This is a genomic window from Caulobacter sp. GW821-FHT10A06 (assembly GCF_059415805.1).
Map to the genome: position 1 here is coordinate 608,724 of NZ_JBWKNY010000004.1, position 26,270 is coordinate 634,993.

At 68.1% G+C, this 26,270-nt stretch carries 24 protein-coding genes and 1 pseudogene; 7 read left to right on the plus strand and 18 right to left on the minus strand.

Annotated features, from left to right (window positions below; genetic code table 11):
• Positions 1–24: 24 nt before the first annotated feature.
• Together AC07NF_RS14475 and def are read left to right on the plus strand one after the other, a co-directional pair.
• Positions 25–1,293: a DNA recombination protein RmuC gene (locus AC07NF_RS14475; protein WP_494626908.1), complete on the plus strand. Its 1,269-nt coding sequence runs from the start codon at positions 25–27 to the stop codon at positions 1,291–1,293.
• Between the two features lie 8 nt (positions 1,294–1,301).
• The gene (def, locus tag AC07NF_RS14480; protein ID WP_492815686.1) at positions 1,302–1,823 is read left to right on the plus strand and encodes a peptide deformylase; all 522 of its coding nucleotides are present in this window, start codon (positions 1,302–1,304) and stop codon (positions 1,821–1,823) included.
• Here the strand turns inward: def and AC07NF_RS14485 are convergent.
• On the minus strand, positions 1,820–2,641 hold the full coding sequence (locus AC07NF_RS14485; RefSeq protein WP_494626910.1) for an APH(6)-I family aminoglycoside O-phosphotransferase: 822 nt from the start codon (positions 2,639–2,641) through the stop codon (positions 1,820–1,822). The two genes, def and AC07NF_RS14485, sit on opposite strands and share 4 nt — an antisense overlap.
• Before the next feature lie 40 nt (positions 2,642–2,681).
• Positions 2,682–3,374, minus strand: coding sequence for an FMN-dependent NADH-azoreductase (locus AC07NF_RS14490; RefSeq protein WP_494626912.1), 693 nt, complete (start codon positions 3,372–3,374; stop codon positions 2,682–2,684).
• An 86-nt stretch (positions 3,375–3,460) separates the two neighbouring features.
• On the opposite strand from AC07NF_RS14490, the gene AC07NF_RS14495 reads away from it, so the two are divergent.
• A complete protein-coding gene (locus tag AC07NF_RS14495) occupies positions 3,461–4,360 on the plus strand; it encodes a LysR substrate-binding domain-containing protein (protein ID WP_494626914.1) in 900 nt (299 codons plus the stop codon).
• Here the strand turns inward: AC07NF_RS14495 and AC07NF_RS14500 are convergent.
• Genes AC07NF_RS14500 through AC07NF_RS14510 form a run of 3 tightly spaced genes read right to left on the minus strand, consistent with a single transcriptional unit; the run spans position 4,357 to position 6,908 of the window.
• Positions 4,357–4,743, minus strand: a complete 387-nt coding sequence (locus tag AC07NF_RS14500) for a bleomycin resistance protein (protein ID WP_494626916.1) — start codon at positions 4,741–4,743, stop codon at positions 4,357–4,359. The genes AC07NF_RS14495 and AC07NF_RS14500 overlap by 4 nt on opposite strands.
• Positions 4,740–5,219 carry a cupin domain-containing protein gene (locus tag AC07NF_RS14505; RefSeq protein ID WP_494626918.1) on the minus strand — a complete coding sequence of 160 codons (480 nt, stop codon included), beginning with the start codon at positions 5,217–5,219 and terminating at the stop codon, positions 4,740–4,742. The genes AC07NF_RS14500 and AC07NF_RS14505 overlap by 4 nt, the downstream gene beginning before the upstream one ends.
• 45 nt (positions 5,220–5,264) lie before the next feature.
• Positions 5,265–6,908 (minus strand): peroxidase family protein, encoded by a 1,644-nt coding sequence (locus AC07NF_RS14510; RefSeq protein WP_494626920.1) that lies wholly within the window; start codon positions 6,906–6,908, stop codon positions 5,265–5,267.
• 107 nt (positions 6,909–7,015) lie between these two features.
• On the opposite strand from AC07NF_RS14510, the gene dapE reads away from it, so the two are divergent.
• Both dapE and AC07NF_RS14520 read left to right on the plus strand, forming a co-directional pair.
• Complete coding sequence (gene dapE / locus AC07NF_RS14515) at positions 7,016–8,164, plus strand: succinyl-diaminopimelate desuccinylase (protein WP_494626922.1); 1,149 nt, start codon at positions 7,016–7,018, stop codon at positions 8,162–8,164.
• Between the two features lie 17 nt (positions 8,165–8,181).
• Positions 8,182–9,102 carry a glutaminase gene (locus AC07NF_RS14520; RefSeq protein ID WP_494626924.1) on the plus strand — a complete coding sequence of 307 codons (921 nt, stop codon included), beginning with the start codon at positions 8,182–8,184 and terminating at the stop codon, positions 9,100–9,102.
• Here the strand turns inward: AC07NF_RS14520 and truA are convergent.
• Positions 9,099–9,842 carry a tRNA pseudouridine(38-40) synthase TruA gene (gene truA / locus AC07NF_RS14525; protein ID WP_494626926.1) on the minus strand — a complete coding sequence of 248 codons (744 nt, stop codon included), beginning with the start codon at positions 9,840–9,842 and terminating at the stop codon, positions 9,099–9,101. The genes AC07NF_RS14520 and truA overlap by 4 nt on opposite strands.
• Entirely contained in the window at positions 9,842–10,768 is a 927-nt protein-coding gene (fmt, locus tag AC07NF_RS14530; protein ID WP_494626928.1) for a methionyl-tRNA formyltransferase, read from the minus strand. Before fmt ends, truA begins: the two co-directional genes overlap by 1 nt.
• 97 nt (positions 10,769–10,865) lie before the next feature.
• On the opposite strand from fmt, the gene AC07NF_RS14535 reads away from it, so the two are divergent.
• Positions 10,866–11,225, plus strand: coding sequence for a cell surface protein (locus tag AC07NF_RS14535; RefSeq protein WP_494626930.1), 360 nt, complete (start codon positions 10,866–10,868; stop codon positions 11,223–11,225).
• Between the two features lie 51 nt (positions 11,226–11,276).
• Here AC07NF_RS14535 and dapD read toward each other — a convergent pair whose 3' ends face one another.
• From dapD to AC07NF_RS14585, 10 genes and pseudogenes are all read right to left on the minus strand, one after another.
• Positions 11,277–12,125 (minus strand): 2,3,4,5-tetrahydropyridine-2,6-dicarboxylate N-succinyltransferase, encoded by an 849-nt coding sequence (gene dapD, locus AC07NF_RS14540; RefSeq protein ID WP_494626932.1) that lies wholly within the window; start codon positions 12,123–12,125, stop codon positions 11,277–11,279.
• Positions 12,122–12,787, minus strand: coding sequence for a pyrimidine 5'-nucleotidase (locus AC07NF_RS14545; RefSeq protein ID WP_494626934.1), 666 nt, complete (start codon positions 12,785–12,787; stop codon positions 12,122–12,124). The genes dapD and AC07NF_RS14545 overlap by 4 nt, the downstream gene beginning before the upstream one ends.
• Complete coding sequence (argB, locus tag AC07NF_RS14550; RefSeq protein WP_494626936.1) at positions 12,784–13,701, minus strand: acetylglutamate kinase; 918 nt, start codon at positions 13,699–13,701, stop codon at positions 12,784–12,786. The genes AC07NF_RS14545 and argB overlap by 4 nt, the downstream gene beginning before the upstream one ends.
• Before the next feature lie 76 nt (positions 13,702–13,777).
• Positions 13,778–14,050, minus strand: coding sequence for a SemiSWEET family sugar transporter (locus AC07NF_RS14555; protein ID WP_494626938.1), 273 nt, complete (start codon positions 14,048–14,050; stop codon positions 13,778–13,780).
• Positions 14,050–14,517, minus strand: coding sequence for a response regulator (locus AC07NF_RS14560; RefSeq protein ID WP_494626939.1), 468 nt, complete (start codon positions 14,515–14,517; stop codon positions 14,050–14,052). The genes AC07NF_RS14555 and AC07NF_RS14560 overlap by 1 nt, the downstream gene beginning before the upstream one ends.
• A gap of 18 nt (positions 14,518–14,535) precedes the next feature.
• Positions 14,536–15,171 (minus strand): annotated as a pseudogene (gene lovK / locus AC07NF_RS14565) (photosensory histidine protein kinase LovK); the annotation flags it as partial.
• 250 nt (positions 15,172–15,421) lie between these two features.
• Positions 15,422–16,471: a sulfate ABC transporter substrate-binding protein gene (locus tag AC07NF_RS14570; RefSeq protein ID WP_494626940.1), complete on the minus strand. Its 1,050-nt coding sequence runs from the start codon at positions 16,469–16,471 to the stop codon at positions 15,422–15,424.
• 63 nt (positions 16,472–16,534) lie between these two features.
• Positions 16,535–17,584, minus strand: coding sequence for a sulfate ABC transporter substrate-binding protein (locus tag AC07NF_RS14575; protein ID WP_494626942.1), 1,050 nt, complete (start codon positions 17,582–17,584; stop codon positions 16,535–16,537).
• Positions 17,585–17,595: 11 nt separating this feature from the next.
• Positions 17,596–19,050, minus strand: a complete 1,455-nt coding sequence (locus tag AC07NF_RS14580; protein WP_494626944.1) for an OprO/OprP family phosphate-selective porin — start codon at positions 19,048–19,050, stop codon at positions 17,596–17,598.
• A 262-nt stretch (positions 19,051–19,312) separates the two neighbouring features.
• Positions 19,313–22,606 (minus strand): autotransporter outer membrane beta-barrel domain-containing protein, encoded by a 3,294-nt coding sequence (locus AC07NF_RS14585; protein ID WP_494626947.1) that lies wholly within the window; start codon positions 22,604–22,606, stop codon positions 19,313–19,315.
• A 163-nt stretch (positions 22,607–22,769) separates the two neighbouring features.
• Between AC07NF_RS14585 and AC07NF_RS14590 the strand changes: the two genes are divergently transcribed.
• Entirely contained in the window at positions 22,770–24,188 is a 1,419-nt protein-coding gene (locus tag AC07NF_RS14590) for a sensor histidine kinase (protein WP_492815665.1), read from the plus strand.
• On the opposite strand, the gene AC07NF_RS14595 is transcribed toward AC07NF_RS14590, so the two are convergent.
• The gene (locus AC07NF_RS14595) at positions 24,185–25,945 is read right to left on the minus strand and encodes a methyl-accepting chemotaxis protein (protein ID WP_494626949.1); all 1,761 of its coding nucleotides are present in this window, start codon (positions 25,943–25,945) and stop codon (positions 24,185–24,187) included. The genes AC07NF_RS14590 and AC07NF_RS14595 overlap by 4 nt on opposite strands.
• Between the last annotated feature and the right edge of the window lie 325 nt (positions 25,946–26,270).

The following is a 26,270-nucleotide window of genomic DNA, read 5'->3' on the forward strand; positions in this document are numbered from 1 at the left end:
GCCGACTCCCGGTAAGAACGGAGCATGAACTTCTCCGATCCGTTCCTGATCCTGGCCATCGTCTTTGCTCTGGCCGCTGCCGCCTGCGCCCTGTGGGCGCTCACCGCGCAGAAGCGGGCCGCCAAGGCCGAGGCCGATGTCTGGAGACTGCAGGAGCGCGAACGCCTGCTGGAAGACCAGACCGCCACCCAGATCGAACTGATCAAGGCCCAGGCCGCCCAGAGCGCCAACGCCATCGCCGAGCAGCTGATCCGGCGCGCCGACGAGAACGCCAAGAGCCGTGACAACCTGGCCCAGGCCCGCCTCGAGGCCCAGCTGAAGCCCGTGGCCGAGACCCTGGCCAAGTTCGAGGCCCAGGTCACCGCCGTCGAGAAGTCGCGCGCCGAAGAGACCGGCGGCCTGAAAGCCCAGATCGCCGCCCTGCTGGAGGCCTCGACCGCCACCCAGGCCGAAGCGCGCAAGCTGTCGGCGGCCCTGCGTCGCGGGGCTGGCGTGCAGGGGCGCTGGGGCGAGCAGACTCTGAGGAACGTGCTCGAGGCCGCCGGCCTCAACAGCCGCTTCGACTTCCAGGAGCAATTCAGCGTCGACAGCGAGGAAGGCCGCCGCCGGCCCGACGTCAAGGTCACCCTGCCGGGCGGCGGGGTGTTCGTGATCGACGCCAAGTGCTCGCTGAACGCCTTCCTTGAGTCGCAGGAAGCGACCGACGATGTGCTGCGCGAGGCGGCCATGGTCCGCCACGCCCAGAGCGTGCGCAGCCACATGCAGGGCCTGTCGTCCAAGGCCTATTGGGATCAGTTCGCGGGCGAGGGCTCGCCCGACTTCGTGGCGATGTTCGTGCCGGGCGACGGCTTTCTGGCCGCTGCGCTCGACCGCTTGCCCGAGCTGATGGCCGAGGCCATGGACCGCCGCGTGGTGCTGGTGACGCCGACGACCCTGTTCGCGCTCTGCAAGGCCGTCGCCTATGGCTGGCGGGCCGAGGACCAGGCCAAGAACGCCGCCCGCATCGTCGAGGTCGGCCGCGAGCTCTACAAGCGCGTCTCGGTCATGGGCGCTCACGCCGGGGCCATGGGCAAGGCGCTGGAGAGCGCGGTGGGCAAGTACAACCAGTTCGTCGGCTCGCTGGAGAGCCAGGTCCTGACCCAGGCCCGCCGCTTCGAGGACCTGTCGGTCGACCACGAAGGCAAGAAGATCGATGAGCCGGGCGCGATCGAACAGGGGGTGCGGCCTCTCACGAAGTTGAGCGGGGCGGGACAATCTCCCACCTTGACGCTCGGAAATGAGACGCCTACCTGATCAGCGTTATGGCCATCCGTCGCATCCTCACCGTCGATAACGCCGCCGATCTGGCGACGCTGAAGAAGATCTCCACGCCCGTGGAGGCCGTCACCGATGAGCTGCGCGCGTTGATGGATGACATGCTGGAGACCATGTACGACGCCCCCGGCATCGGCCTGGCCGCCGTGCAGATCGGCGAGCCCGTGCGCGTCATCACCATGGACCTGGCCCGCGAGGGCGAGGAGCCGGCCCCGCGCTACTTCGTCAATCCCGAGATCCTGTCGAGCTCGGAAGACACCCTCGGCTACGAGGAAGGCTGCCTGTCGGTGCCGGAATATTTCGACGAGGTCGAACGTCCGTCCAAGGTCACCATCCGCTACCTGAACTATCAGGGCGAGACGGTCGTCGAAGAGGCCGAGGGCCTGTTCGCCGTCTGCATCCAGCACGAGATGGACCACCTGGAAGGCGTGCTGTTCATCGACCACCTGTCGCGCCTGCGCCGCGACCGCGCCATCACCAAGGTCAAGAAGGCCCGCCGCGCGGCCTAAGCCAGACGCTGTCTTGCGAGTGCATTGACCTCCAGGTCGATCGCCGCGCCGCGCTGGTCGTCGTCGCCGATGAACCAGGCCGCTGACAGGCCTGTCCAAGCCACGATCCATGCGAGGACACGGGTCGCTTCGACGCCTGTTTCCTCGGTCACGATCTTCAGGCGAGCTTCAAACCGTCCTGGCAGCGTCGCCACGGGTTGGGTCGGATCGTCCAGGTCCGGGTTCGTGAAGATGTTGGCGAAGTCGAAGGCGCGCTCGCCGACCAGGCCGTGCGGATCGATGGCCAGCCAGCCGCGATCGAAATCCAGCACATTGTCGTGGTGAAGGTCGCCGTGCAGCGGGCGGATGTCGCGTTGGTCCGCCAGCAGGAGGCGAGCCTGTTCGGCGGCGGGCTCGAGCGCCGGATGGTTGGGCGCCAGGTCGAACAGCGGCTGGAACCAGCGGTCGAGAGGGTTCAGTTCGGGCAAGGACGCTGAGCGCGGCGCATGCAGCTGCGCGGCGGTCTGGCAGAGGACGCGGCAGGCCTCGTCGTCCTGACCCGACCGCGCCATCTGGGCCAGGCTACGCTGGCCCAGGGCGCGCTCCATGAGCAACGCGCCCTCCGAGGCGGCGATGACCTTCGCCGCCCCTTGGCCGTTCCACCAGGCCATCAGTCGGTAGCCGGCCTGCTCGTCAGGGATCCTCGCGACCTTGAGCATCGCCGCTTCGAATCCTCGGCGGACAGGCAGCACCCAGCTGGAATGGGTGGTGATGAGCGCGCCGTCGGGGAGCAGGGTCCAGTCACGGAGATAGGGCGTGACTTCGGGTGGAATTGTCATGCCCCGTACTTGAGAAGGGCGGGCCGAAGGCGCAAGCGCCTCAGGCCGCCCGCGCCTGGTCCCGCTCCGCCGCCAGCGTCTCGGCCAGCGCGTCGACCGCCGTCTCCGCCTGCGCCAGCGAGGCGGCCAGACGCTCGTCCTGGAACTCGTCATACTCGACGGCGACCGTGCGCAGGTCGGTGATCCCCAGATAGGCCAGGGGCTTGGCCAGGCTGGGCGTGACCAGCTCCAGGTCGGCGACCCGTCCGCCGGCGTCGTAGCCGTAGTCGCCGCGCGCGGTCAGGACGACCAGGGTCTTGCCCTGGCCCGCCAGCATCGGCCAGTACGGCTCGCCCTCGCGGGAGCGGTCGAAGCCGAAGGTCAGGCCCACGCGGACGACGTTGTCGATCCAGGCCTTGAGCGGGGCCGGCGGGCCGAAGTTGTACATCGGGGCGCCGATGACAATGACGTCGGCCGCCTTCAGCTCGGCGACCAGGGTGTCGCTTTCGGACAGGACCTCGCGCATCCAGGGCTCGCGAGCGTGCGATGGGGTGAAGGCGGCGTGGATCCAGTCGCCGCTGACCGGGCGTGGCGGGCGCACGCCGACGTCGCGATAGCCGATCTCGTCTTCCGGCCGCAGCTGGCTCCAGCGCTGGACGAAGCGGTGGGTCAGGCGGCGGGTGTGCGAGCCGTGGCGGGTCTCGCCCGAGCGCCCCGAACGCGCGCTGGCGTCGATCTGCAGGACGGTAGTCATGGGTGTCTCCGAGGTGATGAAGGTTCATCCGTGGAGAGCGTTCTGCGCGCGTGACGGCGCGCTGACGAACGCGTAATCATCAGGCCATGGATGAGATCAATTCATCTTTCTCGCGCCGCCGCCTGCCGCTGGGGGCCCTGCGCGCCTTCGAGGCCGCCGCGCGGCTGGAGAGCTTCCGCCTGGCCGCCGACGAACTGTCCGTGACGCCCACGGCGATCAGCCACCGCATCCGCGAGCTGGAAGAGACGCTGGGCCTGAAGCTGTTCGACCGCCAGGTGCGGAAGGTCAGCTTGACCGTCGCCGGCCAGCGGCTGTTCCCGGTGCTGCGCGACGGCTTCGACGCCTTCGCCGAGGCGCTGCGGACCCTTTGTCCCGAGGAGGGCGAGACCGTCGTCACCCTGTCGGCCCTGGTCGGCTTCACCGCCCGTCTGCTGCTGCCGCGCATGGCCGAGTTCCGCGCCGCCCACCCCAACGTCCAGCTGCGGCTGCACGCGTCCGACGATACGGTGGACCTGCGCTCGGGCGCGGCGGACATCGCCATCCGCTACGGCTATGGCCCGTTCCCGGGCCTCAAGGCCGAGCCGCTGTTCGTCGAGACCTTCGCGCCGGTGTTCAGCCCCAACCTGGCCCTGGCCTCGCCCGAGGACCTGCGCGGCCAGCCCCTGCTGCATTGCGAGTGGCGGCACCCGGCGGCGGACACCCCGACCTGGGCGCGTTGGGCGCAGGTGGCGGGGCTGGCGGACCTGGATGCGACCCCACGCCTGGTCTTCACCGACGACAGCCATGCCTACCAGGCGGCGGTCGGCGGCTTGGGCGTGGCCATGGGCAGCCTCAGCCTGGTGCGCGACGAGCTGGAGACGGGCCTGCTGGTCCAGCCGTTCGGGCCCGTGATCGAGGGGCGGCCCTACCACCTGCTGCGCCTGCCAACCGCCTCGCGCGCGGTGATGGCCGTGCACGACTGGCTGCTGGCGGTGCTGAGGCCTTAGGCCTCGCCGAACTGCACGAACGAGATGCGGTTGCCGTCGGGATCGCGGACCTGGAAGTCCAGCCCGCCCCACGGCTGCTGGATCAGCGGCTGGACGAGGTCGGCGCCGGCGGCTTCGAACTCCGCGAACAGCGCCCGGACATCCTCGACCTGGATGGTCGCCAGGATCAGCGACTCCTCGCGCGCCGCCAGTTCGGCGAAGTTGGGCTCATCGACATGGCGCAGGTGCAGGCAGACGCCGTCGCGGCTGACCGCCCCGTAGAACACCGGCTGGCCGTGCAGGAAGTCGACCGCGAAGCCCAGGCGCTTGGCGTAGAACACCGCCGCCGCCTCGACGTCGCGCACGAACAGGATCGGCGTGACGCCGGTCAGGCGCGGGCTCATCGCTTGCGCCCCTGATCAGTCTGGTACGGTGTCCCGTCGCGGTGGCGATAGAGGTCCTCGCCGTCGCGCAAAACGAGATCGATGTCGGGATAGTCGCAGCCGTCGATGTCGGGGCGGCGCGAGCCGATCTCCAGCAGCAGCACGTCCTGGTCCGAGCGGTTCTGGAAGTGGTGGCCGTTGGCGACCCCGGCCTTGAAGCCCGCGCAATCGCCGGCCCGCAGCACCGTCTCTCCCTCATCCTCGACCAGCACGACTTCGCCCTGGACCACCCAGGTGAACTCGTCCTCGGCGGTGTGCCAGTGGCGCTGGCTGGACCACACGCCGGGCTCGAGCCGCAGCAGGTTCACGCCGAATTGGTCCAGGCCCACGGCGTCGCCCAGCTTGGTGCGGTGGCGGCGCAGGCAGGGCGCATTGAACGGCGCGGGATAGGCCGTGCCGACGCGGGTCGGGGCCGTGGTCAGGTCGATCTTGGGCAAGGGCGTGTCCTCCGCCCGCGTAGTTAAGCACGCCCCGAGGCCGCCTCAACCGACCCGCTGCACCTTGGCGTTCCGTTTCCACTCCGGACGGGTCATGCCGACGAAGGCCTTGCCGGGATCGGCGCCGTTACGGACCAGCAGGTCGTAGAGGCTGTTGGCGGAGGTAATCGCCGCCAAGCCTTCGCGGGTGAAGGCCTTGGTCTTGTTGCCCGGCTTGCCGTCCTTGTCCTCGTCGCCCCAGATGTTCTGCGACAGCAGCGGGTTGGTCAGGGCCTGGGAGAAGGCGTCGATGGCCACCATGCGCAGGATCAGCGGCGGCAGCGGCGAGTTGGCGGCCGTGTCCTCGGCGAACAGGCCGACATAGAGCTCGACCTTGTCGACATGGCCGTACTGCGCGCGCAGCTGGTCGGCGACGCCGGGGCGGGTGCTGATCTCCTCGAAGGTGGTCACGGCCTTCATGCCGTTGGCCACCCGATAGGCGTTGTAGGAGTCGATCTGGTTGGACCGCGCCTGCCGGATCGCCCGCACCTCGACGTCGTGCAGGTAGTCGGCGGTGTTGTGCGCGCCCAGCAGCGCCGCGGGCTGGGCGCTCATCCAGACATAGGCGTTGGCCAGGCCGTGGTCGGTCAGCTGGTCGCCGCCGAACTGCAGGTCCCGAGTCTTGAACGGCTGCCCTGCCCAGGTGATGTCCTCGGAGACCAGCGAGTGCCAGCGGTACAGCAGGCTGAACTCGGCGGTGATCCAGTTGGGCTTGTTCCACGGGCGCTTCCAGCCATCGTTGGGATAGGCCAGCAGACGGATGCGCGAGGGCGAGATGTGGTTGATGTACTCCTCGACCACCAGCTTGATGTAAAGGACGATCACCACATTGCGGGCGGTCTCGAACACCCGGTCGTCGTTCCAGTCGGGATTGGCCGCCGAGATCACGCCGGCCAGCCGGTTGTGCTCGCGCAGAAAGAGGGTCCCCATCATCATCGTGCCGACCGTCGAGTTGGCCCGGTCGCCGCCCAGCGCGAACAGCTGGCGCTTGATGTCGAGCGGCGTCGCCTTCCGCTCGGGCGCGCCTTTCTCGAGGTCGGCCGGAATGTCCTTGTCCAGGACGCCCAGCGGCGGATCCAGGTCGACGAAATCCTTCAGCACCACGCCATTCGCGTCATAGAGCGACGGCGGATATTCCTCGCCCTTGATCGTCTGCGACCTCAAGCGGCCGCGCTGGTCGGGCGACTTCAGGCGCAGGGCGTTGGTCTGGGCCTCGGTGCGGCCATACAGCGTGCAGAGGTCGATCTCGTGGTTGGAGGTGTTGCGGGCGCGATCCTCCTTGGTGGCGAACACCATGGTGCGGATGAAGCCGTCGGTCAGGTATTGAGCGAAGGCCGGGAACAGCATGGTCGACTTGGCGCAGTAGACCTGGGGCTTGCCCGCCGCCCGCGCGAACAGGCCGGCGGTGACGTCCTCGGCGGGAAACGGGCCAAGGTCCTTCGTCGGCAGCTGGCGGGCGCTGTAGGTGCGGTCGGTGAGTTCCGCCCAGCTGATGTAGGGGGTCTTGGTGCTCCACGGATGCGGACGGGGCCGGGTCTCGGCGACGATGCCATTGATCAGCAGGCCGCTGACCCAGCGGTGAAAGGCGGGCCAGACCGTGGTCAGCCAAGCAACGACCGGCTCCAACGCCGCGATCAGCCACGCCAGCATGTCGAACTCCCCCAAGGTCGATTGAATTTCGCAACGGTACAGCTTTTGCGGGAATTGTCGAAGGTTCAAGTTTGCGTCGTTCCGGCGCCGGGCCTAAAGGCATGGCCATGACCGAAGCCGCTCTCATTGACCCCGTCGCGCTTGCTCAAGCCCTGATCCGTCGTCCGTCGGTGACCCCGGCCGATGCGGGGGCGATGGACACGCTGCAGCGCCAGCTGGAAGCCCTGGGCTTTGCTTGCCGCCGCATGAAGTTCGGCGAGATCGAGAACCTCTACGCCCGGCGCGGCACGGCGCGGCCGAACCTGTGCTTCGCCGGCCATACCGACGTGGTGCCGGTCGGCGACGACGCCGCCTGGACCGCCGGGCCGTTCGAGGCCGAGATCAAGGACGGGGTCCTCTACGGCCGTGGCGCGGTCGACATGAAGTCGGCCATCGCCGCCTTCGTCGCCGCCGTCGCCAAGATCCCCGAGCATGCCGGCTCGATCAGCTTCCTGATCACCGGCGACGAGGAGGGCGTGGCCGAGGACGGCACGGTCAAGGTCGTCGAGGCCCTGGCCGCCGAGGGCGAGATCATCGACCACTGCATCGTCGGCGAGCCGACCTCGGCCAACCTGCTGGGCGACATGGTCAAGATCGGCCGGCGCGGCAGCATCAACGCCTGGATCGCGGTCGACGGAAAGCAGGGCCACGTGGCCTATCCGCACCGCGCCGCCAACCCGATCCCGGTGCTGGTCGACATTCTCTCGCGCCTGCAGAGCCGGGTGCTGGACGAGGGCTATACTGGCTTCCAGCCGTCGAACCTGGAGGTGACCACGGTCGATGTCGGCAATACCGCCACCAACGTCATCCCCGCCAGCGCCAAGGCCCGGGTGAACATCCGCTTCAATCCGGCCCACAAGGGCCACGAGCTGGCCAGCTGGATCGAGCAGGAGTGCCGCGAGGCCGCCGAGGGCTTCTCGGGCCGGGTCGAGGCGCTGTGCAAGATCAGCGGCGAAGCCTTCCTGACCGAGCCGGGCGCCTTCACCGACGTGATCGTGGCCGCCGTCGGCGACGCCACGGGCCGGGTGCCGGAGCTGTCGACCACCGGCGGCACCAGCGATGCTCGTTTCATCCGCGCCCTGTGCCCGGTGGTCGAGTTCGGCCTGGTCGGCTCGACCATGCACCAGGTCGACGAGCGCGTGCCGGTGGAAGAGATCCGCTATCTGGCCGACGCCTATGAGGCGCTGGTCAACCGCTACTTCGCGGCCTTCGCGTAAGACCTGGAGCGTCGGGCATGAAGGCGCTCTCGATCCCCGACGTGCTGGCCGAGGTGGCGGTGCTGGTGAAGCCGCACTTCGGCAAGGGCCGCACCGCCGACTACATCCCGGAACTGGCCGACGTGCCGGGGACCAAGTTCGGCATGGCCGTGCGCACGGTCGATGGCGGCGAGCACGTGATCGGCGACGCCGACGAGGGCTTCTCTGTCCAGAGCATCACCAAGGTCTTCGCCCTGGGCCTGGCCCTGAACCGCCTGGGCGACGAGACCTGGACGCGGGTGGGCAAGGAGCCCTCGGGCACGCCGTTCAACCACCTGTCGCTGCTGGAAGCCGAGCAGGGCGTGCCGCGCAATCCGTTCATCAACGCCGGGGCGCTGGCGATCACCGACATCCTGATGGACGTGACCAAGGACCCGGCCGCCCTGGTTCGCGACTTCGCCGGCTTCCTCTGCGACGAGCGGCTGGAGATCGACCCGACGGTGGCGGCGTCCGAGCTGGCCAACGCCTGGCAGAACCGCGCCATCGCCAGCCTGATGCGCGGCAAGGGCACGCTGACCCACGATCCCGAGGCCGTCGTGGCCGCCTATTGCCGCCAGTGCGCCCTGACCATGAGCTGCCGCCAGCTGGCCCGCGCCTTCCTGCCCCTGGCGGCGGGCGGCTTCTCGCCGGTGGCGCAGGAGACGGTGTTTCCCGAGCGCCTGACCCGGCGGCTGAACGCGCTGCTGCTGACCTGCGGGATCTATGACAGCGTCGGCAACTTCGCCTACCGCGTGGGTTTGCCGAGCAAGAGCGGCGTGGGCGGGGGGATCGTGGCGGTGGTCCCCGGCAAGGCGACGATCGCGGTGTGGTCGCCGGAGCTGGACCGCTTCGGCACCAGCGTGGTCGGCACGGCGGCGCTGGAGGCGTTCAGCCAGATCACCAACTGCTCGGTGCTTTAGTCGCCGTAGCCGACACCCACCAGATACAGCCCATCGGCTGGCGCGACCGGCCCGCACTCGCGGCGATCCTTGGCCTCCAGCGCGGCCTTCACGTCGTCCGGCGTCCAGCGGCCGGCGCCGACCTCGACTAGAGTCCCGGTCATCGACCGCACCTGCCGGTGCAGGAAGCTGCGGGCCTCGAAGTCCAGGTGGATCTCTTCCCCCACGCGCCGCACCCGCGCGACGTCCAGGGTCTTCACCGGGCTCTTGGCCTGGCAGTGCATGTCGCGGAAGGTCGTGAAGTCGTGCAGGCCGATCAGAGCTTGCGCGGCCGTGTGCATGGCGTCGGCGTCCAGGTCCTTCTTCACGTGCCAGACCCTGCCCTTGTCCAGCGCCGGCGGGGCGCGGCGGTTGAGGATGCGGTAGAGGTAACGGCGCTCATTGGCCGAGAACCGGGCGTGCCAGTCACCCTCGGCCACTTCCGCCGAGAGGATAGACACCGCCTCGCGGGTCAGGTGGGCGTTGAGGGCGTTCAGCACCGTCTGGGCGGGCCAGTCTTTCTCCAGGTCGACATGCACCACCTGGCCGGTGGCGTGGACGCCGGTGTCGGTGCGGCCGGCGGCGGCGATGCGCACGGTCTCGCCGCTGAACGCCGTCACCGCCGTCTCGATCGCGCCCTGCACCGACGGCAGCACGGCCTGGGCCTGGAAGCCGCTGTAGGGCCGGCCGTCATACTCGACGAGGAGGCGGTAGCGCGGCATCAGGCCAGCACGGTCCCGGCAGCGATGGGGAAGCCGCGCGTGAAGGTCTCGGCGTCCTGGACGCCCTTGCCTTCGCGCTGGGCCTTCAGGAGGCGCACGGAGCCGTCTCCGCAGGCGATCAGCAGGCCGTCGTCCAGAGCCGTTCCAGCAGGGCCCGAGGCGGTCTCGACGCGCGACAGCAGGGCTTTCACGCGGACCGGCCCCTTCTCCGACGGCGCTTCGAACCAGGCGCCGGGGAAGGGCGACAGGCCGCGGATGTGGCAGTCGATCTCGGCCGCCGGGCGGGTCCAGTCGATGCGGGCCTCGGCCGACTTGATCTTCTTGGCGTAGGTGACGCCCTCTTCGCTCTGCGGCGTCTCGCGGGCGCCGCCGCGTTCGATGGCGGCCAGGGCCACGGGCAGCAGCTGCGCGCCGGTGGCGGCCAACTTGTCGTGCAGGGTGGCGACGGTGTCGTCGGCCGCGATGACCACCTGCTGCGACATCAGGATCGGACCCTCGTCCAGGCCCTCGCTCATCCGCATGATCTGGACGCCGGTGACCGGGTCGCCGGCCATGATCGCCCGCTGGATCGGGGCCGCGCCGCGCCAGCGGGGCAGCAGCGAAGCGTGAAGGTTGAAGCAGCCGAACGTGGGCGCGTCGAGCACGGCCTTGACCAGGATCTGGCCGAACGCGACCACGACGGCGGCGTCCAGCTCCAGCGCCTGGAAGGCCTCGATCTCTTCGGCCGTCTTCATCGAGACCGGCGTGCGGACCGGCAGGCCCAGACCCTCGGCGAAGGCGTGGACCGGTGAGGTCTTCAGCTCCTGGCCGCGCCCGCGCGGGGCTGGCGGCTGGGAATAGACGGCGACGATCTCGTGGCCCGAGGCGACCAGTTCGGCCAGGCAGGTCACAGCGAAGTCGGGCGTGCCGAGGAAAGCGATGCGCATGGCGGGGGTTTAGACGCCTGAGCGTTCGGACGCAAAGAGGAGTCGGAACCTAGGCCGTGGCCCTCCGTTATCCAGCCGACTCAAAAGGAGCCCGACCATGCGTTCCAAGCTGATGCTGATCGTCGCCGCTGGTGCGGCCCTGACTCTCGCCGCCTGCTCGCAGGAACACGCCACCGAAGTGAAGGAAGGCGCGCAAGCGGCCGCCTCCGACATCAAGGACGCGGCCCACAACATCGCCAACGACCCGGATGTCAAGGAAGCCGGCACGGCGATCAAGGAAAGCACCAAGGAGACGGCCGGCGAGCTGAAGGAAGCCGCCGGCGAGGCCGCCGACAAGGCTGGCGAACTGGGCGCGAAGGCGGGTCAGGAAGCCAAGGAGGCGGGCACCGAGCTCAAGCACGACGTCAAGAAGGGCGCGGACGACAGCAAGCGCCAGCTGGACAAGGCCACGAACTAGTAAAGCCCTCCCCCGCTAGGGGGAGGATTTCTTGGGCTCAGCCCAGGAACCTTAGTCCCGCAGCAGGTCGTTGATGCTCGTCTTCGACCGCGTCTGCGCGTCCACCGTCTTGACGATTACGGCGCAGGCGAGGCCCAGGCCGCTCTTGGCGTCGGGGCGCGTGCCCGGAACCACGACGCTGTAGGGCGGGACCTTGCCGATGTGGACCTGGCCGGTCGCGCGGTCGATGATCTGGGTCGAGGCGCTGATGAACACGCCCATCGAGAGCACGCTGCCTTCGCCGACGACCACGCCCTCGACGACTTCCGAGCGGGCGCCGATGAAGCAGTTGTCTTCGATGATGGTCGGGTTGGCTTGCAGGGGCTCCAGCACGCCGCCGATGCCGACGCCGCCCGACAGGTGGACGTTCTTGCCGATCTGGGCGCACGAGCCGACCGTGACCCATGTGTCGACCATCGTGCCTTCATCGACATAGCCGCCGATGTTCACGAACGACGGCATCAGGATGACGTTCTTGCCGATGTGGGCGCCGCGACGGACGATCGCGCCCGGCACCGCGCGGAAGCCGCCAGCCTCGAACTGCGGAGCGTCCCAGCCGTCGAACTTGTTGGCCACCTTGTCCCACCACGGACCGACGCCGCCGCCCAGCGTGCCGGCGCGCATGACGGTGTTGGGGTTCAGGCGGAACGACAGCAGCACGGCCTTCTTCAGCCACTGGTGGGTGATCCACTCGCCGTCGACCTTCTCCGAGACGCGGGCCTTGCCGCTGTCGAGCAGCAGCAGCGACTCTTCCACGGCGGTGCGGACCGGACCGGTAGTGGCGGCCGAGACGTCGGCGCGGGCTTCCCAGGCGGCTTCGACTTCGGTCTGGAGGTCGGAGAGGCTCACGGTCGCGGTCATTGCGGGCTTCCTTGCAGGCGGGCCGAGTTCAGGAACTCAGGCAGGTCGTTGGTCCGGAAATGGACGTGTTCGGAGGTCGAGTCCTTGGCGTGGGCCCCGACCAGGATGGTGGTCATGCCCAGCCGCGCGGCCGGGACCAGGTTCTTTTCGCTGTCCTCGAAGAAGGCGGTCTTCGGCGGATCGATGGCGTGCAGCTTGCTGATCTTGTCGAAGGTGCTCAGCGAGGGCTTGGGGATGTAGTCGGCCGTCTCGATCGCGAAGACTTCGGAGAACAGGTCGCGCAGGTTCAGGTGTTTCAGCACCCGCTCGGCGTGGCCGACCGAGCCGTTGGTGAAGATGATCCGGCGACCCGGCAGGCGGGCGATGGCCTCGCGCAGTTCCGGGCTGGGGATCAGCTTGTCCATCGAGACGTCGTGCACCTCGTCCAGGAACGCCTTGGGCTCCATGCCGTGGTTGAGCATCAGCCCCGACAGGGTGGTGCCGTGCTCGGTGAAGTACTGCTTCTGCAGCGCCTTGGCCTCCTCGCGGGGGAGGCCGGTCATCCGCTCGACGAAGTCGGTCATCTTGACCTCGATCAGGCCCATGAACTCGCTTTCCAGCGGGTACAGGGTGTTGTCGAGGTCGAACAGCCAGGTGTCGACGTGGGAGAGGTCGGCGCTCATTGCGAGATGAGCGTGCCCGCGCCGTGTTCGCTGAACAGCTCGACCAGCATGGCGTGCGGACGACGGCCATCCAGGATGACCACGGCCTCGACGCCCGACTCGATGGCGTGGATGGCGTTTTCCAGCTTGGGGATCATGCCGCCGGTGGCCACGCCCGAGGCGATCAGCTCGCGCGCCGCGTCCACCGTCATCTCGCGGATCAGCTCGCCATTGCCGTCGAGCACGCCCTTGATGTCGGTCAGCATCAGCATCCGCTTGGCCTTCAGCGCGCCAGCCAGCGCGCCGGCGACGGTGTCGGCGTTGATGTTGAAGGTCTCGCCCGCGGCGGAGACGCCGATCGGCGCGATCACCGGGATGTAGTCGGTTTCCGAGGCCAGCAGCGTCTGGATGATGTGCGGATCGACCTTGGTCGGTTCGCCCACGAAGCCCAGGTCGACGGCCTGCTCGATATTGCTGTCCGGATCCTTCTTGGTCCGGGTCACCTTCTCGGCGGTGATCAGGCGGGCGTCCTTGCCCGACAGTCCCACGCCGCGCACGTCGGCCTCGGCGCCGGCCTGGGTGATCCAGCTGGCGATTTCTTTGTTGATGGCGCCCGACAGGACCATCTCGGCGACTTCCATCGTGGCTTCGTCGGTGACGCGCAGGCCGTCGATGAAGGTCGACTTGACGCCGGCCTTGTCCAGCATGCGGCTGATCTGCGGACCGCCGCCGTGCACGACCACCGGATGGACGCCCAGGAGCTTCAGCAGCACCGCGTCGGCGGCGAAGACCTTGGCCACGTCTTCCTGGCCCATGGCGTGGCCGCCGTATTTGATCACCACCGTCTCGCGGTCGTAGATCTGGATATAGGGCAGGGCCTCGGCCAGGGTCTTGGCTGTGGCCCAGCCGGCTTCCTCGGCGGCGACGTCGGTCAAGGCGGCGGTCCCTCGATACGTAAAATCGGCGCCTCGATAGCGGACCCCGCCCCCCCTGTCACGCAAAAGGGACCCATCAAGCCTTCTGGTCGAACCGCCATTTCATGATGAGAACCGCGCCCGACATCAGCAGGCAGGCGACGTTCGACGCAATGACTGGCCAGGCCTTGATCAGGAGGCCATAGGCGATCCAGCAGGCAAAGCCCGTGACGGTGACGATGTAGGTGCGCAGCGAGACGGACGAGGCGTCCTTCTCCTTCCAGATCTTGATGATCTGCGGCGCGAAACTGGTGATCGAAAGCAAGGCCGCGGCCGTGCCGACGACAGCGGCGACCGGCGGTACGGCCACTAGGCGGTCTTCGAGAGGACGTCGTCCAGACCCCACAGCGCGGCATAGGCCGGCGCCAGGGTCAGGCCCACCGGCACGGGACCGGGCACGTGGCCTTCGGTCAGGCAGAAGGTCAGGTAGTTGAGGGCGGTCTTCACGCCATGCTCGGAATACGGCTTGCCGATCACGCCGCAGGCGCCGGCGAAGTCGTCGGGCAGGCGCTTGACGTTGGCGGTCATGAACAGCGCCACGCCGCCGCAGTCCTGCGAGATCTTGCGGGCCACGTCGACGCCGGTCGGACCGTCGCTGAGGTGGACGTCCACCAGGGCCAGGTCAGGGTGCAGCTTCTCGGCGAGATCCACGGCCTCGTCCGAACTCATCGCGCAGCCGAGCGAGTGGCACCCCACTTCCTCGACGAGGTGTTCCAGCTCGATCGCCAGAAGCATCTCGTCCTCGACTATCAGCACATCGAGCGCACGACCGCTCATCAAGCTAACTCAACCTTCCTAGTTCGCCCCGTTCACGGGCAGCAGAACGACAACACGGACACCTGGTTCCGCATCGGTCGTCTCACTTTTGGCTTTCAACTGCTGACACAGCAGCTGAACGATGGTCAGACCGAACCCCGATGGTTTGGTGTCCTTGTCGAAACCAACGCCGTCATCGGTTATTTCGATCCTGAAATTCCCCTCTTCGCGGCGAACGCCGACGAAGATCTTGCCGCCGCGGCCCTCCGGGAAACCGTGCCGTAGCGCGTTGGTCAGCAGCTCGTTGACCACCAGGGCGAAGGGCGCGGCCTTGGAGGCGGGGATCTCGACCCGCTCCAGATCCAGTTCGATGCGGATGTCGTCGCGGGCGGCCGAGCCCATCAGGTCGGCGACCATGTCGCGGATGAAGGCCGAAACGTCGAAACGCTCCACATCCTCGCTCTGGAACAGGCGGCGGTGGACGGTGGCGATGGCGTTGACCCGGCCCAGCATGCCCTTCAGCGAGGCTTTCAGAGCGGGATCCTGAACGCGACGGTTCTGCAGCAGCAACAGGCTGGAGATGAGCTGCAGGTTGTTCTTCACCCGGTGGTCGACTTCGTGGAGCAGGGCGGTCTTCTGCTCCAGGGCTTCCTTCAGCTCGTGCGTCCGCGCCTCGATGATCGCTTCAAGATCCGCGGGGCTACGGCCCGTGGCCTGGCTGACATCGCGTACAGATTCCGAATAGTCGTCCATGCCTATGGTCAAGCTCCCACCACCCCGTTGACGCTCAACGTACCCGATCCTGTCGGGTTCCCAACATAGGTGGACGGCGAAATGAAAACGGCGGGAATCCTTCAAGGATTCCCGCCGCGCATCCGATGGCCTTACCCGTGCTTCCCGGAACGGGCAGGCCGTCAGGAAGCCGTTATTTCGGCTGGTAGATGCGGTCGAACACGCCGCCGTCGTTGAAGTGCGTGGCCTGGGCCTTCTTCCAGCCGCCGAAGGTGTCGTCGATCGTCACCAGCGGGATCTTCTTGAAGCGGGCGGCGTACTTGTTGGCCACGTCGGCGTTGCGCGGACGGTAGTAGTTCTTGGCGATCAGCTCCTGGGCCAGCGGGCTGTACAGGAAGTTGAGATAGCCCTCGGCGATGGTGCGGGTCTTGTGGCGGTCGACGTTCTTGTCGACCACGGCGACCGGCGGCTCGGCCAGGATCGACAGCGACGGGTAGGCGATGTCGAACTTGCCCGGCAGCTCGTCCTGGGCGAGGTAGGCCTCGTTCTCCCAGGCCAGCAGCACGTCGCCCAGGCCGCGCTGGGTGAAGCTGGTGGTGGCGCCGCGGGCGCCGGTGTCCAGCACGGGCACGTGCTCGAACAGGCTCTTCACATAGGCCTCGGCCTTGGCGGGATTGCCGCCCGGCTGCTTCAGAGCCCAGGCCCAGGCGGCCAGGTAGTTCCAGCGCGCGCCGCCCGAGGTCTTGGGGTTGGGCGTGATCACGTCGATGCCCGGCTTCACCAGGTCGCCCCAGTCCTTGATCTTCCAGGGGTTACCCTTGCGGACCAGGAACACGATGGTCGAGGTGTAGGGGGTCGAGTTCTGCGGCAGGCGCGACTGCCAGTTGGCCGGCAGCAGCTTGGCCTTGGCGGCGATCTCGTCGATGTCGTAGGCGAGGGCGAGCGTGACGACGTCGGCCTGCAGGCCGTCGATCACCGAGCGGGCCTGCTTGCCCGAACCGCCGTGGCTCTGGTTGATCACCAGGGTCTGGCCGACGCGCTTCTTCCAGTAGTCGGCGTAGGCGGCGTTGATGTCCTTGTAGAGCTCGCGCGTCGGGTCGTAGCTGACGTTGAGCAGGGTGATGGTCTTGCCGGCCTGGGCGTTGGCCAGGCTGGGCAGGCCGCCTGCGGCCAGGGCCGCGGCGCCCGCGCCGGCGCCGGCCAGCAGGCCGCGACGGGTGGTCTTGTTCAGGTCTTGGGTCATCACTGAAGCCTCTGTTTTTTCGGGCTGCCCGCCTGCCGCGAGCTTGCAATACGCCGTCCGCCGCTAGGCGGGCTTGTAGATTTGATCGAACACGCCGCCGTCATCGAAGTGCCGGACCTGGGCCTTGGCCCAGCCACCGAACTGCTTGTCGATCGTCACCAGCGGGATCTTGGGGAACTTGGATGCGTACTTGGCCGCCGCCGCCGGGCTGCGAGGGCGGTAGTGGTTCTTGCCGATCAGGTCCTGGGCCAGCGGGCTGTACAGGAAATTCAGGTAACCCTCGGCGATGGTCCGTGTTCCACGGCGGTCGACCACCTTGTCGACCACGGCGACCGACGGCTCGGCCAGGATCGAGATCGACGGATAGACGATCTCGAACTTGTCGGCGCCGAACTCTTCGCGGGCCAGGTGGGCCTCGTTTTCCCAGGTCAGCAGGACGTCGCCGATCTCGCGCTGGGCGAAGGTGGTCATCGAACCACGAGCGCCGCTATCCAGGATCGGAACCTGCGAATACAGCTGCTTGACGAAGGCCTGGGCGGAGGCTTCAGAACCGCCCGGGCGCTTGAGGGCATAGGCCCACGCCGCCAGATAGGCCCAGCGCGGCGCGCCGCCGGTCTTGGGATTGGGCGTGATGATGCTGACGCCCGGCTTCACCAGGTCGCCCCAGTCGGCGATCTTCTTCGGGTTGCCCTTGCGGACCAGGAAGATGATCGTCGAGGTGTAGGGCGCGGAATTGGCCGGGCGGCGAGACTTCCAGTTCTTGTCGATCAGGCCGCGCTTGGCGATCTGGTCGATGTCGTCGGCCAGGGCCAGGGTGACGACGTCGGCCTGCAGGCCGTCGATCACCGAGCGGGCCTGCTTGCCCGAGCCGCCGTGGCTCTGGCTGATCGTCAGGTCCTGACCGACCCGGCTCTTCCAGTACTTGGCGAAGGCCGGGTTGATCTCCTTGTAGAGTTCCCGCGTCGGGTCGTAGCTGACATTGAGCAGGGTGGCGGGCTTGGGAGCCCGGGCCTGCGCGGCGCCAGCCATGACCAGGGCCGCCGTTCCGGCTCCCGCCGCGATCAGGTCGCGGCGGGAAGGAACGAAGGACCGGGCGTTGCGGGACTTCGACATGAAGAGGTTCCTTAGAAGGCGAATTGACTGCGGAAGTTGACCGCCTGGTAGCTCTGGCTGAGGGCGGTGAGGCCGCCGGCCGGATCCTTGCGATCGATGTCGACATCCAGATAGTCGACCGAGAACTTGGTCACCGAGTTGGGGAACCAGTTCAGGCCGGCGGTCCAGATGGTCTGTTCGCCGCCGCGCACGCGGTCGCCGGCCAGGGTCGCATCCTCGTGGTGGTTCAGGTCCAGCACCGAGTAGCGAGCGGCCAGTTCCCACGCGCCCCACTTGCCGGCCTTCGGGTCGAAGGGGTTGGCGATGGCGGGGGCGTCAAAGGCGAAGGTGTTGGGGTTGTACTTGCGGGCCTCGCCCGTCAGCACCCAGCCGCCTTCCACATACCAGCCCGTGAACTTCGGGTTGGTGACGCCGGCGGCCGCGTTGCGGCGGTCGATCTTGTAGTCGAAGTACTCGCCCTGGATCAGCAGGCCCTTCTTCTGGGCCGCGGCTTCCAGGCCGAAGTGGCGGGCGCTCTTGGCGTCGATGCCGCCGGTGGTGACCAGCTGGGTCCCGTCGACACGCAGTTCCGGACGGTCCTGGATCGTGACGGCATAGGCGCCGGTCAGGGCCGCCGTCTGGGCCGGTGTGGCCACGACGCTGGCGTTGGCGCCGACATGGATCAGATAGTCCAGGCCCTTCACCGGGATGAAGGCGAAACGGCCCAGATAGCCCAGCTGCTCGTCGAAGGTCTGGCCGTCGCCGGCCTTGGCGCCCGAGACCGCGCCCGACAGCAGCCAGCGCTCCTGGACGATCTGGCCCTGCAGCGCGATGCGGCGATCGGCGCCGGCCAGGCCGCGGGCGGCTTCGGCGGCCGAAGGACGTTCCGGGAACAGCGAGCCGTTGGTCGAGGCCGCGTCCTCCAGGCCCAGGTTCGGGGCGTAGGCGCCGACCCGGATCTTGAAGGGGGCGTAGTTGTACTGGACGAACAGTTCCTGCAGCTGGCCGGCGCCGTCGGTGCCCGCGCCGCCGAAGTCCAGCAGGATCGAGTAGTCGAAATACTTGGCGAACTTGCCGTCGACGCCCAGGCGGGCGCGGCGGAAGTTGGTGCCGTTGTTCAGGTCGCGGGCGTTGCCGATCACGGCCGGCAGGCCCTTGTCCTGGAAGTACTGGGCGGCGTCCAGCTGCATCACCCCGTGCAGGGTGGCGCTGTAGGCGCCGTCGCCGGAAGCAATGGTCGGGCGGCCGGCCGCGATGCTGACGTTCGTGACGCTCTGAGCAGCGCGCACGTCCTTCAGGCTGGCGGCGGTGGCGGCCTTCAGGTCGGCGACCTGCTTTTGCAGGGTCTCCAGCTGGGCTTCCAGGGCGGCGATGCGGGCGGCGGCGTCGTCGGGCGTAGCGGTCTGAGCGTTCGCTACGCCGGCGGTCGCCAGCAGGGACACGCCGGCTATCAGCGCGGCGCGGAATGCAGTTCTGCCTAAGGTCATGTTTATTCCCCTTTCGGCGCCGCCGAGGCGGAACCGAACCTGCTAGGCCAGGGAAAACGATTATCCCTAGCCACGAAATCGAGATTAGGAAAACCGGCCTTGAGTTTTTCTGGAGGCGCGGCGAAATGTCGCGAAATACGCTGCGAAACTTCCGTCAAATCAGACACTTGAACGGTTAAAGATCCGTGGACGGAAAAAGCCGCCCCGGTTTCCCGAGGCGGCTTTCGTATTTCCAAAACTCAATTGAGGGGCGCTGGGAGCCTTAGAACATGGCCCGGCCGGCGAGGCGCAGGTTGTAGAGCTTCCGCTTCTTGGCGGCTTCGATACCGCCTTCCAGGGACAGGTAGGACATCGGCGTGCCGGCGCGCAGGGCGAAGCCCGCGGTCAGGGCGCCGTTCCGATCGTCCAGGGCGGCCAGGGTGAACGGGTTGCCGTTCGTGAAACGGGACACCGTGTCACCGATCGAGCCAGCCAGGGTCTGGCGATAGCCGACCCGCACTTCCGGACGCCACCAGACGGTCTTGCCGAAGTCGGCGCCGAACACCACCCCCAGCTCGCCCGAGAGACTGCTGGAAGTGCGCTTGTCGATGGTCTGGTTGAAGCCGTCGCCCGGGGTGGTCGAGATGACGCCATCCTTGATGTAGACGGCGTTGCGTTCCTCGCGCTTGCCTTCACGCAGCCAGACATAGTCCAGGCGGCCTTCGGGGCGGGCGAAGAAGCGACCAAACTTCTGCTCATAGGCTGCGCCGGCGAAGGCGTTGGCCGTGAAGCCGTTCCAGTCGGCGTTGTTGCCGACGTTCAGGTCGGCCGTGCCGTCGCCGTTGGTGTCGCGCGAGATGAAGCGACGATCGGCCTTGAAGAAGCCATAGCCCACGCCGCCGCCGGTGTTGAAGCGCCAGCCACCGACCGAACGACGCCAGTAGGCGCCGGTCTGGACGAACGAGGCGGTGGTCTGCTCGCCGACCTTGGCGACGGTGTCGTGTTCTTCGATGCTGACATAGGCCAGGGTCAGGCCCAGCGCGCCGCCGGCGTCGCCCATGGCCTCGTAGCCGCCGACGAAGCCGAAGGCCTGCGTATCCGAGCCCAGCGACTGGTCGGTGTCGCGACGGGTCAGGTTGTTGATTTCCTGCATCCAGATGCTGTCGGGACCGTAGCGATCGCCTGGATCGGGCCGATACATGGTGGCGGCCGAGATCTGCTGGTTGACCGACTGCAAAGCCGTGAACAGGCCGATCCCCTGGTCGGGCAGCATCTGGTCGTACAGGTCGCGGAAGCCGTCGCGGGTGTTCTCGCCCAGGAACTGGGTGGCCAGGGCCGAGTCATTGCCCAGGGCGGCGAACACGGCGTCATAGGCCGAGGTCTCGGCCCGGTTGAAGCCGATCTCGGCGGCGGTGCGGCGACGCACGTCGATATAGACGTTGTTGGTGTCGGCGCGGCTGGTGGCCACGTACAGGTACGGCGACTCGGCCAGCAGGCCGTTGCCGATGGTCCCGACATTGATGTTGCTGCCCTGGATCACCAGGAAGCTGGTCGGGGCCTTGACGATATTGGCCAGGCGGATGCCCAGCTCGGCGCCGGTGGCGATGTTGGTCGCGCCCGAGACCACCAGCTTGGTGTTCTGGCCCGCGGCCGGATCGGCCGAGAACAAGAGCTTGGACTTGGCGCCCATCGTCAGGCTGGAGACATTGATCGTGTCGGTGTTGACGATGCCCAGGCTGCCGTTGGCGATGGCGATGTCCAGCTTGCCGTCGCTGTCGTTCAGCTTGCCCAGGGCCACGCCGCCGCCGTCGATCGACAGGCGGTCCTGACCGGCGCCGAACGACATGTTGCCGACCAGGGTGCCGCTCCACAGGTTCAGCGTGTCGTTACCGCCGCCGAACAGCACGTCGCCCACCATGCTGGGGGCGATCGTGGTCGTGGTGGTGTCGGTGCTGGCCACGGTGTCGGTGGTCGGCCAGGTGGTGGTCGAGGCGTAGTCGGTCGGACCCGACTGGGTGAAGGTCACGCCCGAATTGTTGGCGCGCAGGTCCAGGGCGATGCCCTGGCCGACGGCCGTGACCGTCGCGGCCGTGCCGTCGGCCTTGAAGGCGGGCGCAGTGACGGCGGCGCGGATCGACCCGGTGTTGGTGATGGTCTTCAGCGTGCCGGCCTGGTCGAGGATGGCCACGGCGTCACCGGTCTCGCCGACGCGGCCGACGGTGATCGAGCCGGTGTTGCGGATGCTGGTGGTGGCCGAGCCCGCGCCCAGCACGACGCCGCGCGCCGAGGCGGTGACGCCCGAGCCGGCATAGGACGACGAGCTGGCGGCGATGGCGCCGCGGTTCAGCAGCTCGTTGACCACCGAGCCGGTGTTCAGGGCGATGCCGGTGGCGTCGGCCTCGAAGGTGGTGGCCTGGATCTGGCCGTCGTTGCGCAGGCCGTTCGTCAGGGTCGTCGTGCGACCGCCGCCCGCGCCGATCGACACGCCCGTGGCGGTGACGCCGTTATAGACGCCCGCGGCGCTGATCGCGCCCTTGGCCACCAGGCCGTAGGCGAGGTCGCCCGCGCCGACCGCGCCCAGGGTGACGTTCTTGTCGGCCGAGCCGATCTGCAGGGCCGGCGCGCTGCCGTACACGCTGATGCTGGACGAGCCCGAGGTGCTGGAGGTGATCGCGGTGGTGACGGTGTTGCCGTCCGTACCGACCTTGGTCGAGTAGTTGGCGCCCTGCAGCAGCACGCCGCCGGTCACGTCGCCCGCGACACGGACGGCCGGGCCGCCCTGCAGCAGGTCGTCGGCGTCCAGCTTGTTCAGCGCGTCCAGCGTGGTCGGGCGCGAAGTGTAGCGATAGCCGGTGGCGGTGGCGGTGCCTTGCAGCACCAGCGCGCCGTTGACGGTCGAATCGATGGCCTGGGCGACCGCGCCCTTGCCCTGGGCGGTGATCGAGCCGCCCATGGTCACCTTGCCGGTGACCGGGGCCGCGATGCGCACGCCATAGGCATTGTCGCCGACGACGCTGATCGTGCCCATATTGGTGACGTTGCCGATCACCGGGCCTTCCAGCAGCATGCCGGCCGAGTTGTTGCCTTCGATGGTGATCGTGCCGCCGACGCCGTTCTCGATATTGCCGGTGTGGGTCCCGGCGTTGGTCAGGCGGATACCGTAGCGGTTGGCCCCCTGGGCGAACGCACCGTCGATGTCGCCGTCCGAGTCGGTGTCGGTGGCCGTGTAGTCCTCGACCAGCGAGATCGTGCCGGTGTTGCTGAGGTTGCCGGTCTTGCCACCGATGATCAGCACGCCGACGCCGTCGTTCACGCCGGTCGTCGAGAGGGTCCCCTTGTTGGTGACCGAGTTGTTGCTGTCGATCGTGACGATCGCGCCCGTCGAGGTCGGCTTGATGGAGCCGTCCGCGGTGATGGCGATGTCATCCGCCGCAGATCCCGTCGCCGTGCTGGTGGCAATGGGCGTCGTACGCGCGGTGGAGACCGAGGTTTCCGCCATCGCGGCGAACCCCATAGCCAAGAGAGGAGCGGCCGCGACTGTCGCGACCAGGACCTTGCGCTGCATTACGTATGACACCCCAACGGAAACCGGCGCACCTAATTCGGGTCACGTTGCGGCGAAAATGCGGTGCATCTCGCTCGTGACACGTACTGAAACGTCATCCGTCTATCGCATGGCTTGGCGGGGCGCCATATCTGGATCGACGAATCGCCTCTCGCTTGAATCGGTGAGCCTCCACATGCCGCTGGCGAACACGCCCCCGGACAGCTCCGAAAGCCGCCGTGCGGGCGCATTCTGGCCTTCCATGATTGGGCCAGGCGTCATTCTGGGCCTGGCCGTGGTCGGCGTGGCCCAGCCCGTTCCGGCCGTGATCGCGGCCGTGGCGACCGGCGGCGCGGGCTGGTGGCTGTCGCGCCGGGCCGATGCGCCGGCGGTGATTCCCATTCCTGGCGGCCTGGTTCCGGCCGCGGTCGTCGAGGAAGTGCCGCCCTTCGCGGCGATTCTCGACCGCCTGCCCGATCCGCTGATGGTCATCGCCGCCGAGGAGGCCGACGACCTGACCGGCCGCCGCTTCCTGTTCGCCAACGCCGCCGCCCGCGATCTGTTCAAGATTCAGCACCAGGGCGCCTTGCTGGTCACCGCCGTGCGCAATCCGCGCGTGCTGGAGGCCGTGGACGAGGCCCTGTTCGGCAATGTCGAGGGCGTGGTCGAGTTCGAGACCGGCGGCGCCCAGGGGCGCGCCTGGCTGGCCCATGCCCGGCCGCTGAAGGAAAGCGCCGGCCGCTCGCGCCTGGCCCTGCTGGCCCTGCGCGACGAGACCGACGCCCGCCGCAGCGAGCGCACCCGCGCCGACTTTCTCGCTAACGCCAGCCACGAGCTGCGCACGCCGCTGGCCTCGCTGTCGGGCTTCATCGAGACCCTGCGCGGTCACGCCAAGGACGATCCGGGCGCGCGCGACAAGTTCCTGGCCATCATGCTGGCCCAGGCCGAGCGGATGTCGCGCCTGATCGACGACCTGATGAGCCTGTCGCGAATCGAGCTGAACGAGCACATCGCGCCGCTGGGCCGGGTGGACCTGGCCATGGCCGCCGTCGACGTGATCGACGCCCTGGCCCCGCAGGCCCGCGACAAGGGCGTGATCTTCGATCCCGTCCTGCCGCCGCGCGGCGGGGCGGTGATCGAGGGCGACCGCGACCAGATCATCCAGGTGATCCAGAACCTGGTCGACAACGCCATCAAATATACGCCCGAGGGCGAGACCGTGCGGGTCGAGATCTTCCCCGGCCTGTCCGCCGAGGCCGCCGCCGCCGCCCGCGACACGGCCGCCGCCCGCATGTCGCTGCTGACGCCCGACCACGACCCGGCCGAGCGCTACGCCGTGCTGCGCGTCACCGACAAGGGGCCGGGCCTGGCGCGCGAGCACCTGCCGCGCCTGACCGAGCGCTTCTATAGAGTCGAGGGCCAGAAGAGCGGCGAGCGCTCGGGCACGGGCCTGGGCCTGGCGATCGTCAAGCACATCATGAACCGTCACCGGGGCGGGCTGACGGTCGAGAGCGTCCAGGGCGAAGGCGCGACCTTCGGCGTCTACCTGCCGATGGCCAAGGCGACGTCAGCCCCCGCGCCGGTCCCGCCGCCAACGGCGACGGCCGAAGCTTAGAATTCGTCCCACTCGTCAGTCTTGACCGCCACGGCGGCCGAGCCTGGCCGGCTGATCGGCGCGCGGGCCGGGCGTGAGGCAGGACGGGGCGCATAGGCCGGGGCCGATTGGGCGCGGGGCGCGACGCTGGTCGTGAAGCGGTTGACCAGGGCCGACAGCTCGTTGGACTCCTGCCGCAGGCTGGCGGAGGCGGCGTTGGCCTCCTCGACCATGGCCGCGTTGCTCTGGGTGACCTGGTCCATGCGGTTGACGGCGGTGTTGACCTCCGAGAGGCCGACCGACTGTTCGCGTGAGGACTCGGCGATCTCGGAGATCAGGCCGTCGATCTGGCCGACCTTCAGGGCGATGGTCGACAAGGCCTCGCCCGTGTCGCCGACCAGGCGGACGCCACGCGCCACCTGCGAGGACGAGTTGGCGATCAGGATCTTGATCTCCTTGGCGGCCTCGGCCGAGCGCTGGGCCAGGGCCCGGACTTCCGAAGCCACGACCGCGAAGCCGCGACCGGCTTCACCCGCCCGCGCGGCTTCGACGCCGGCGTTGAGGGCCAGAAGGTTGGTCTGGAAGGCGATCTCGTCGATGACGCCGATGATGCTGGTGATCTGGCCGGACGACTTCTCGATCTCGCCCATGGCGGCCACGGCGTCGCCGACGATCTCGCCCGAGCGGGCGGCGTCGGCGCGGGCGGCGGTGGCGGCCTCGGACGCCTGCTTGGCGCCGTGGGCGCTACGGCTGACCGTGGCGGTGATCTCGTCGAGCGCGGCGGCGGTCTTTTCCAGGTTGGCGGCCTGCTGCTCGGTGCGCTGGGCCAGGTCTTCCGAGGCGGTCGAGATCTCCTGGGCCCCGGCCCCGACGCTCTGGGTGGCGTGGGCGACCACGCCCATGGCCTCGTCCAGCACCGACATGGCGGTGTTGAAGTCGTCGCGGACCTTGCTGAACTGCGGATCGACCGGATCGGCGATGCGATAGGTCAGGTCGTTCTGGGCCAGGTGCTCCAGGCCCTGGGCGATCTCGTTGACGGCATGGACGCGGCCGGTGACGACCGTGGCGAACTTCACGACCTTGGTGATGTTGCGCTTGTGGTCGAAGATCGGATTGTACGAGGCCTGGATCCAGACCTCCTGGCCGCCCTTGCCCACGCGCTTGAACTCGGCGGCCACGAACTCGCCGGCGTTCAGCTTGCGCCAGAACGCGGCGTATTCGGGCGAGGCGCCATAGGCGGCCTCGACGAACATCCGGTGGTGCTTGCCCTGGATCTCCGACAGGGCGTAGCCCAGCGCGCCCAGGAAGTTGTCGTTGGCGGTGATGATCTGGCCGTCGGGCGTGAACTCGATCACGGCCTGGGCGCGGCCGATGGCGTCCATCTTGCCGCGCTCCTCGGCGCTCTTGCGCTTCTCTTCGGTGATCACCGTGGCGATCTTGACGATGCGCGAGACGCGACCCCGCCCGTCGCGGATCGGGTTGTACGAGGCCTGGATCCAGATCTCGACGCCGCCCTTGCCCAGGCGCAGATACTCACGCGCGTCGAACTCGCCCCGGCCCAGCTTCTTCCAGAAGTTCGCATATTCCTCGCTGACCGCGTGGGCCGGCTCGACGAACATCCGGTGGTGCTGGCCGACGATCTCGTCGAGGCTGTAGCCCATGGCCGTGCAGAAGTTGGCGTTGGCCGACAGGATCTTGCCGCTGGGGTCGAACTCGATGGTCGCCAGCGACTTGTCGAGGGCGGCCAAGGTCTCCACGGCGTGCGAACGCTTGAACATCGTGCCGGCTTCCTGGGCGGTTGGGGAGGTTCGAGCGCGAACCTGCCCGTCCAGCTCTTCACCAAGTCCTAAATGAAGAAGCGCGACGTCCCCGCTTTGAGGGCGATGAAATCGCTCGCGATCGTTTTCTTTTTCTAGCGCTTTGAAATAACGCGGAAATTTAGAGGCCAAATCCAGATCGCGCATGGCGTGCGACGGGGTGCGACATATCGACCGGGGCTGTGACGTTGCTGAATCCCGACAGTCATCGGACAGCGGGCCGGGCGCTGTCGTCAAACTGTCACGGATCCGTCGCATAAGCACAGCGCCGGCCCGGCATAGATCG

Excerpts from the sequence above, each read along its gene's own strand:
- AC07NF_RS14580 (WP_494626944.1), bottom strand. The coding sequence starts at position 19,050 with ATGACCTTAGGCAGAACTGCATTCCGCGCCGCGCTGATAGCCGGCGTG.
- dapD (WP_494626932.1), bottom strand. The coding sequence starts at position 12,125 with ATGACCGCGACCGTGAGCCTCTCCGACCTCCAGACCGAAGTCGAAGCC.
- fmt (WP_494626928.1), bottom strand. The coding sequence starts at position 10,768 with ATGCGCATCGCTTTCCTCGGCACGCCCGACTTCGCTGTGACCTGCCTG.
- AC07NF_RS14475 (WP_494626908.1), top strand. The coding sequence starts at position 25 with ATGAACTTCTCCGATCCGTTCCTGATCCTGGCCATCGTCTTTGCTCTG.
- AC07NF_RS14545 (WP_494626934.1), bottom strand. The coding sequence starts at position 12,787 with ATGAGCGCCGACCTCTCCCACGTCGACACCTGGCTGTTCGACCTCGAC.
- AC07NF_RS14495 (WP_494626914.1), top strand. The coding sequence starts at position 3,461 with ATGGATGAGATCAATTCATCTTTCTCGCGCCGCCGCCTGCCGCTGGGG.
- AC07NF_RS14485 (WP_494626910.1), bottom strand. The coding sequence starts at position 2,641 with ATGACAATTCCACCCGAAGTCACGCCCTATCTCCGTGACTGGACCCTG.
- AC07NF_RS14595 (WP_494626949.1), bottom strand. The coding sequence starts at position 25,945 with ATGTTCAAGCGTTCGCACGCCGTGGAGACCTTGGCCGCCCTCGACAAG.
- AC07NF_RS14590 (WP_492815665.1), top strand. The coding sequence starts at position 22,770 with ATGCCGCTGGCGAACACGCCCCCGGACAGCTCCGAAAGCCGCCGTGCG.
- AC07NF_RS14520 (WP_494626924.1), top strand. The coding sequence starts at position 8,182 with ATGAAGGCGCTCTCGATCCCCGACGTGCTGGCCGAGGTGGCGGTGCTG.
- AC07NF_RS14510 (WP_494626920.1), bottom strand. The coding sequence starts at position 6,908 with ATGCTGGCGTGGCTGATCGCGGCGTTGGAGCCGGTCGTTGCTTGGCTG.
- truA (WP_494626926.1), bottom strand. The coding sequence starts at position 9,842 with ATGCCGCGCTACCGCCTCCTCGTCGAGTATGACGGCCGGCCCTACAGC.
- AC07NF_RS14560 (WP_494626939.1), bottom strand. The coding sequence starts at position 14,517 with ATGAGCGGTCGTGCGCTCGATGTGCTGATAGTCGAGGACGAGATGCTT.
- def (WP_492815686.1), top strand. The coding sequence starts at position 1,302 with ATGGCCATCCGTCGCATCCTCACCGTCGATAACGCCGCCGATCTGGCG.
- AC07NF_RS14500 (WP_494626916.1), bottom strand. The coding sequence starts at position 4,743 with ATGAGCCCGCGCCTGACCGGCGTCACGCCGATCCTGTTCGTGCGCGAC.
- AC07NF_RS14570 (WP_494626940.1), bottom strand. The coding sequence starts at position 16,471 with ATGACCCAAGACCTGAACAAGACCACCCGTCGCGGCCTGCTGGCCGGC.
- AC07NF_RS14535 (WP_494626930.1), top strand. The coding sequence starts at position 10,866 with ATGCGTTCCAAGCTGATGCTGATCGTCGCCGCTGGTGCGGCCCTGACT.
- AC07NF_RS14575 (WP_494626942.1), bottom strand. The coding sequence starts at position 17,584 with ATGTCGAAGTCCCGCAACGCCCGGTCCTTCGTTCCTTCCCGCCGCGAC.
- AC07NF_RS14490 (WP_494626912.1), bottom strand. The coding sequence starts at position 3,374 with ATGACTACCGTCCTGCAGATCGACGCCAGCGCGCGTTCGGGGCGCTCG.
- dapE (WP_494626922.1), top strand. The coding sequence starts at position 7,016 with ATGACCGAAGCCGCTCTCATTGACCCCGTCGCGCTTGCTCAAGCCCTG.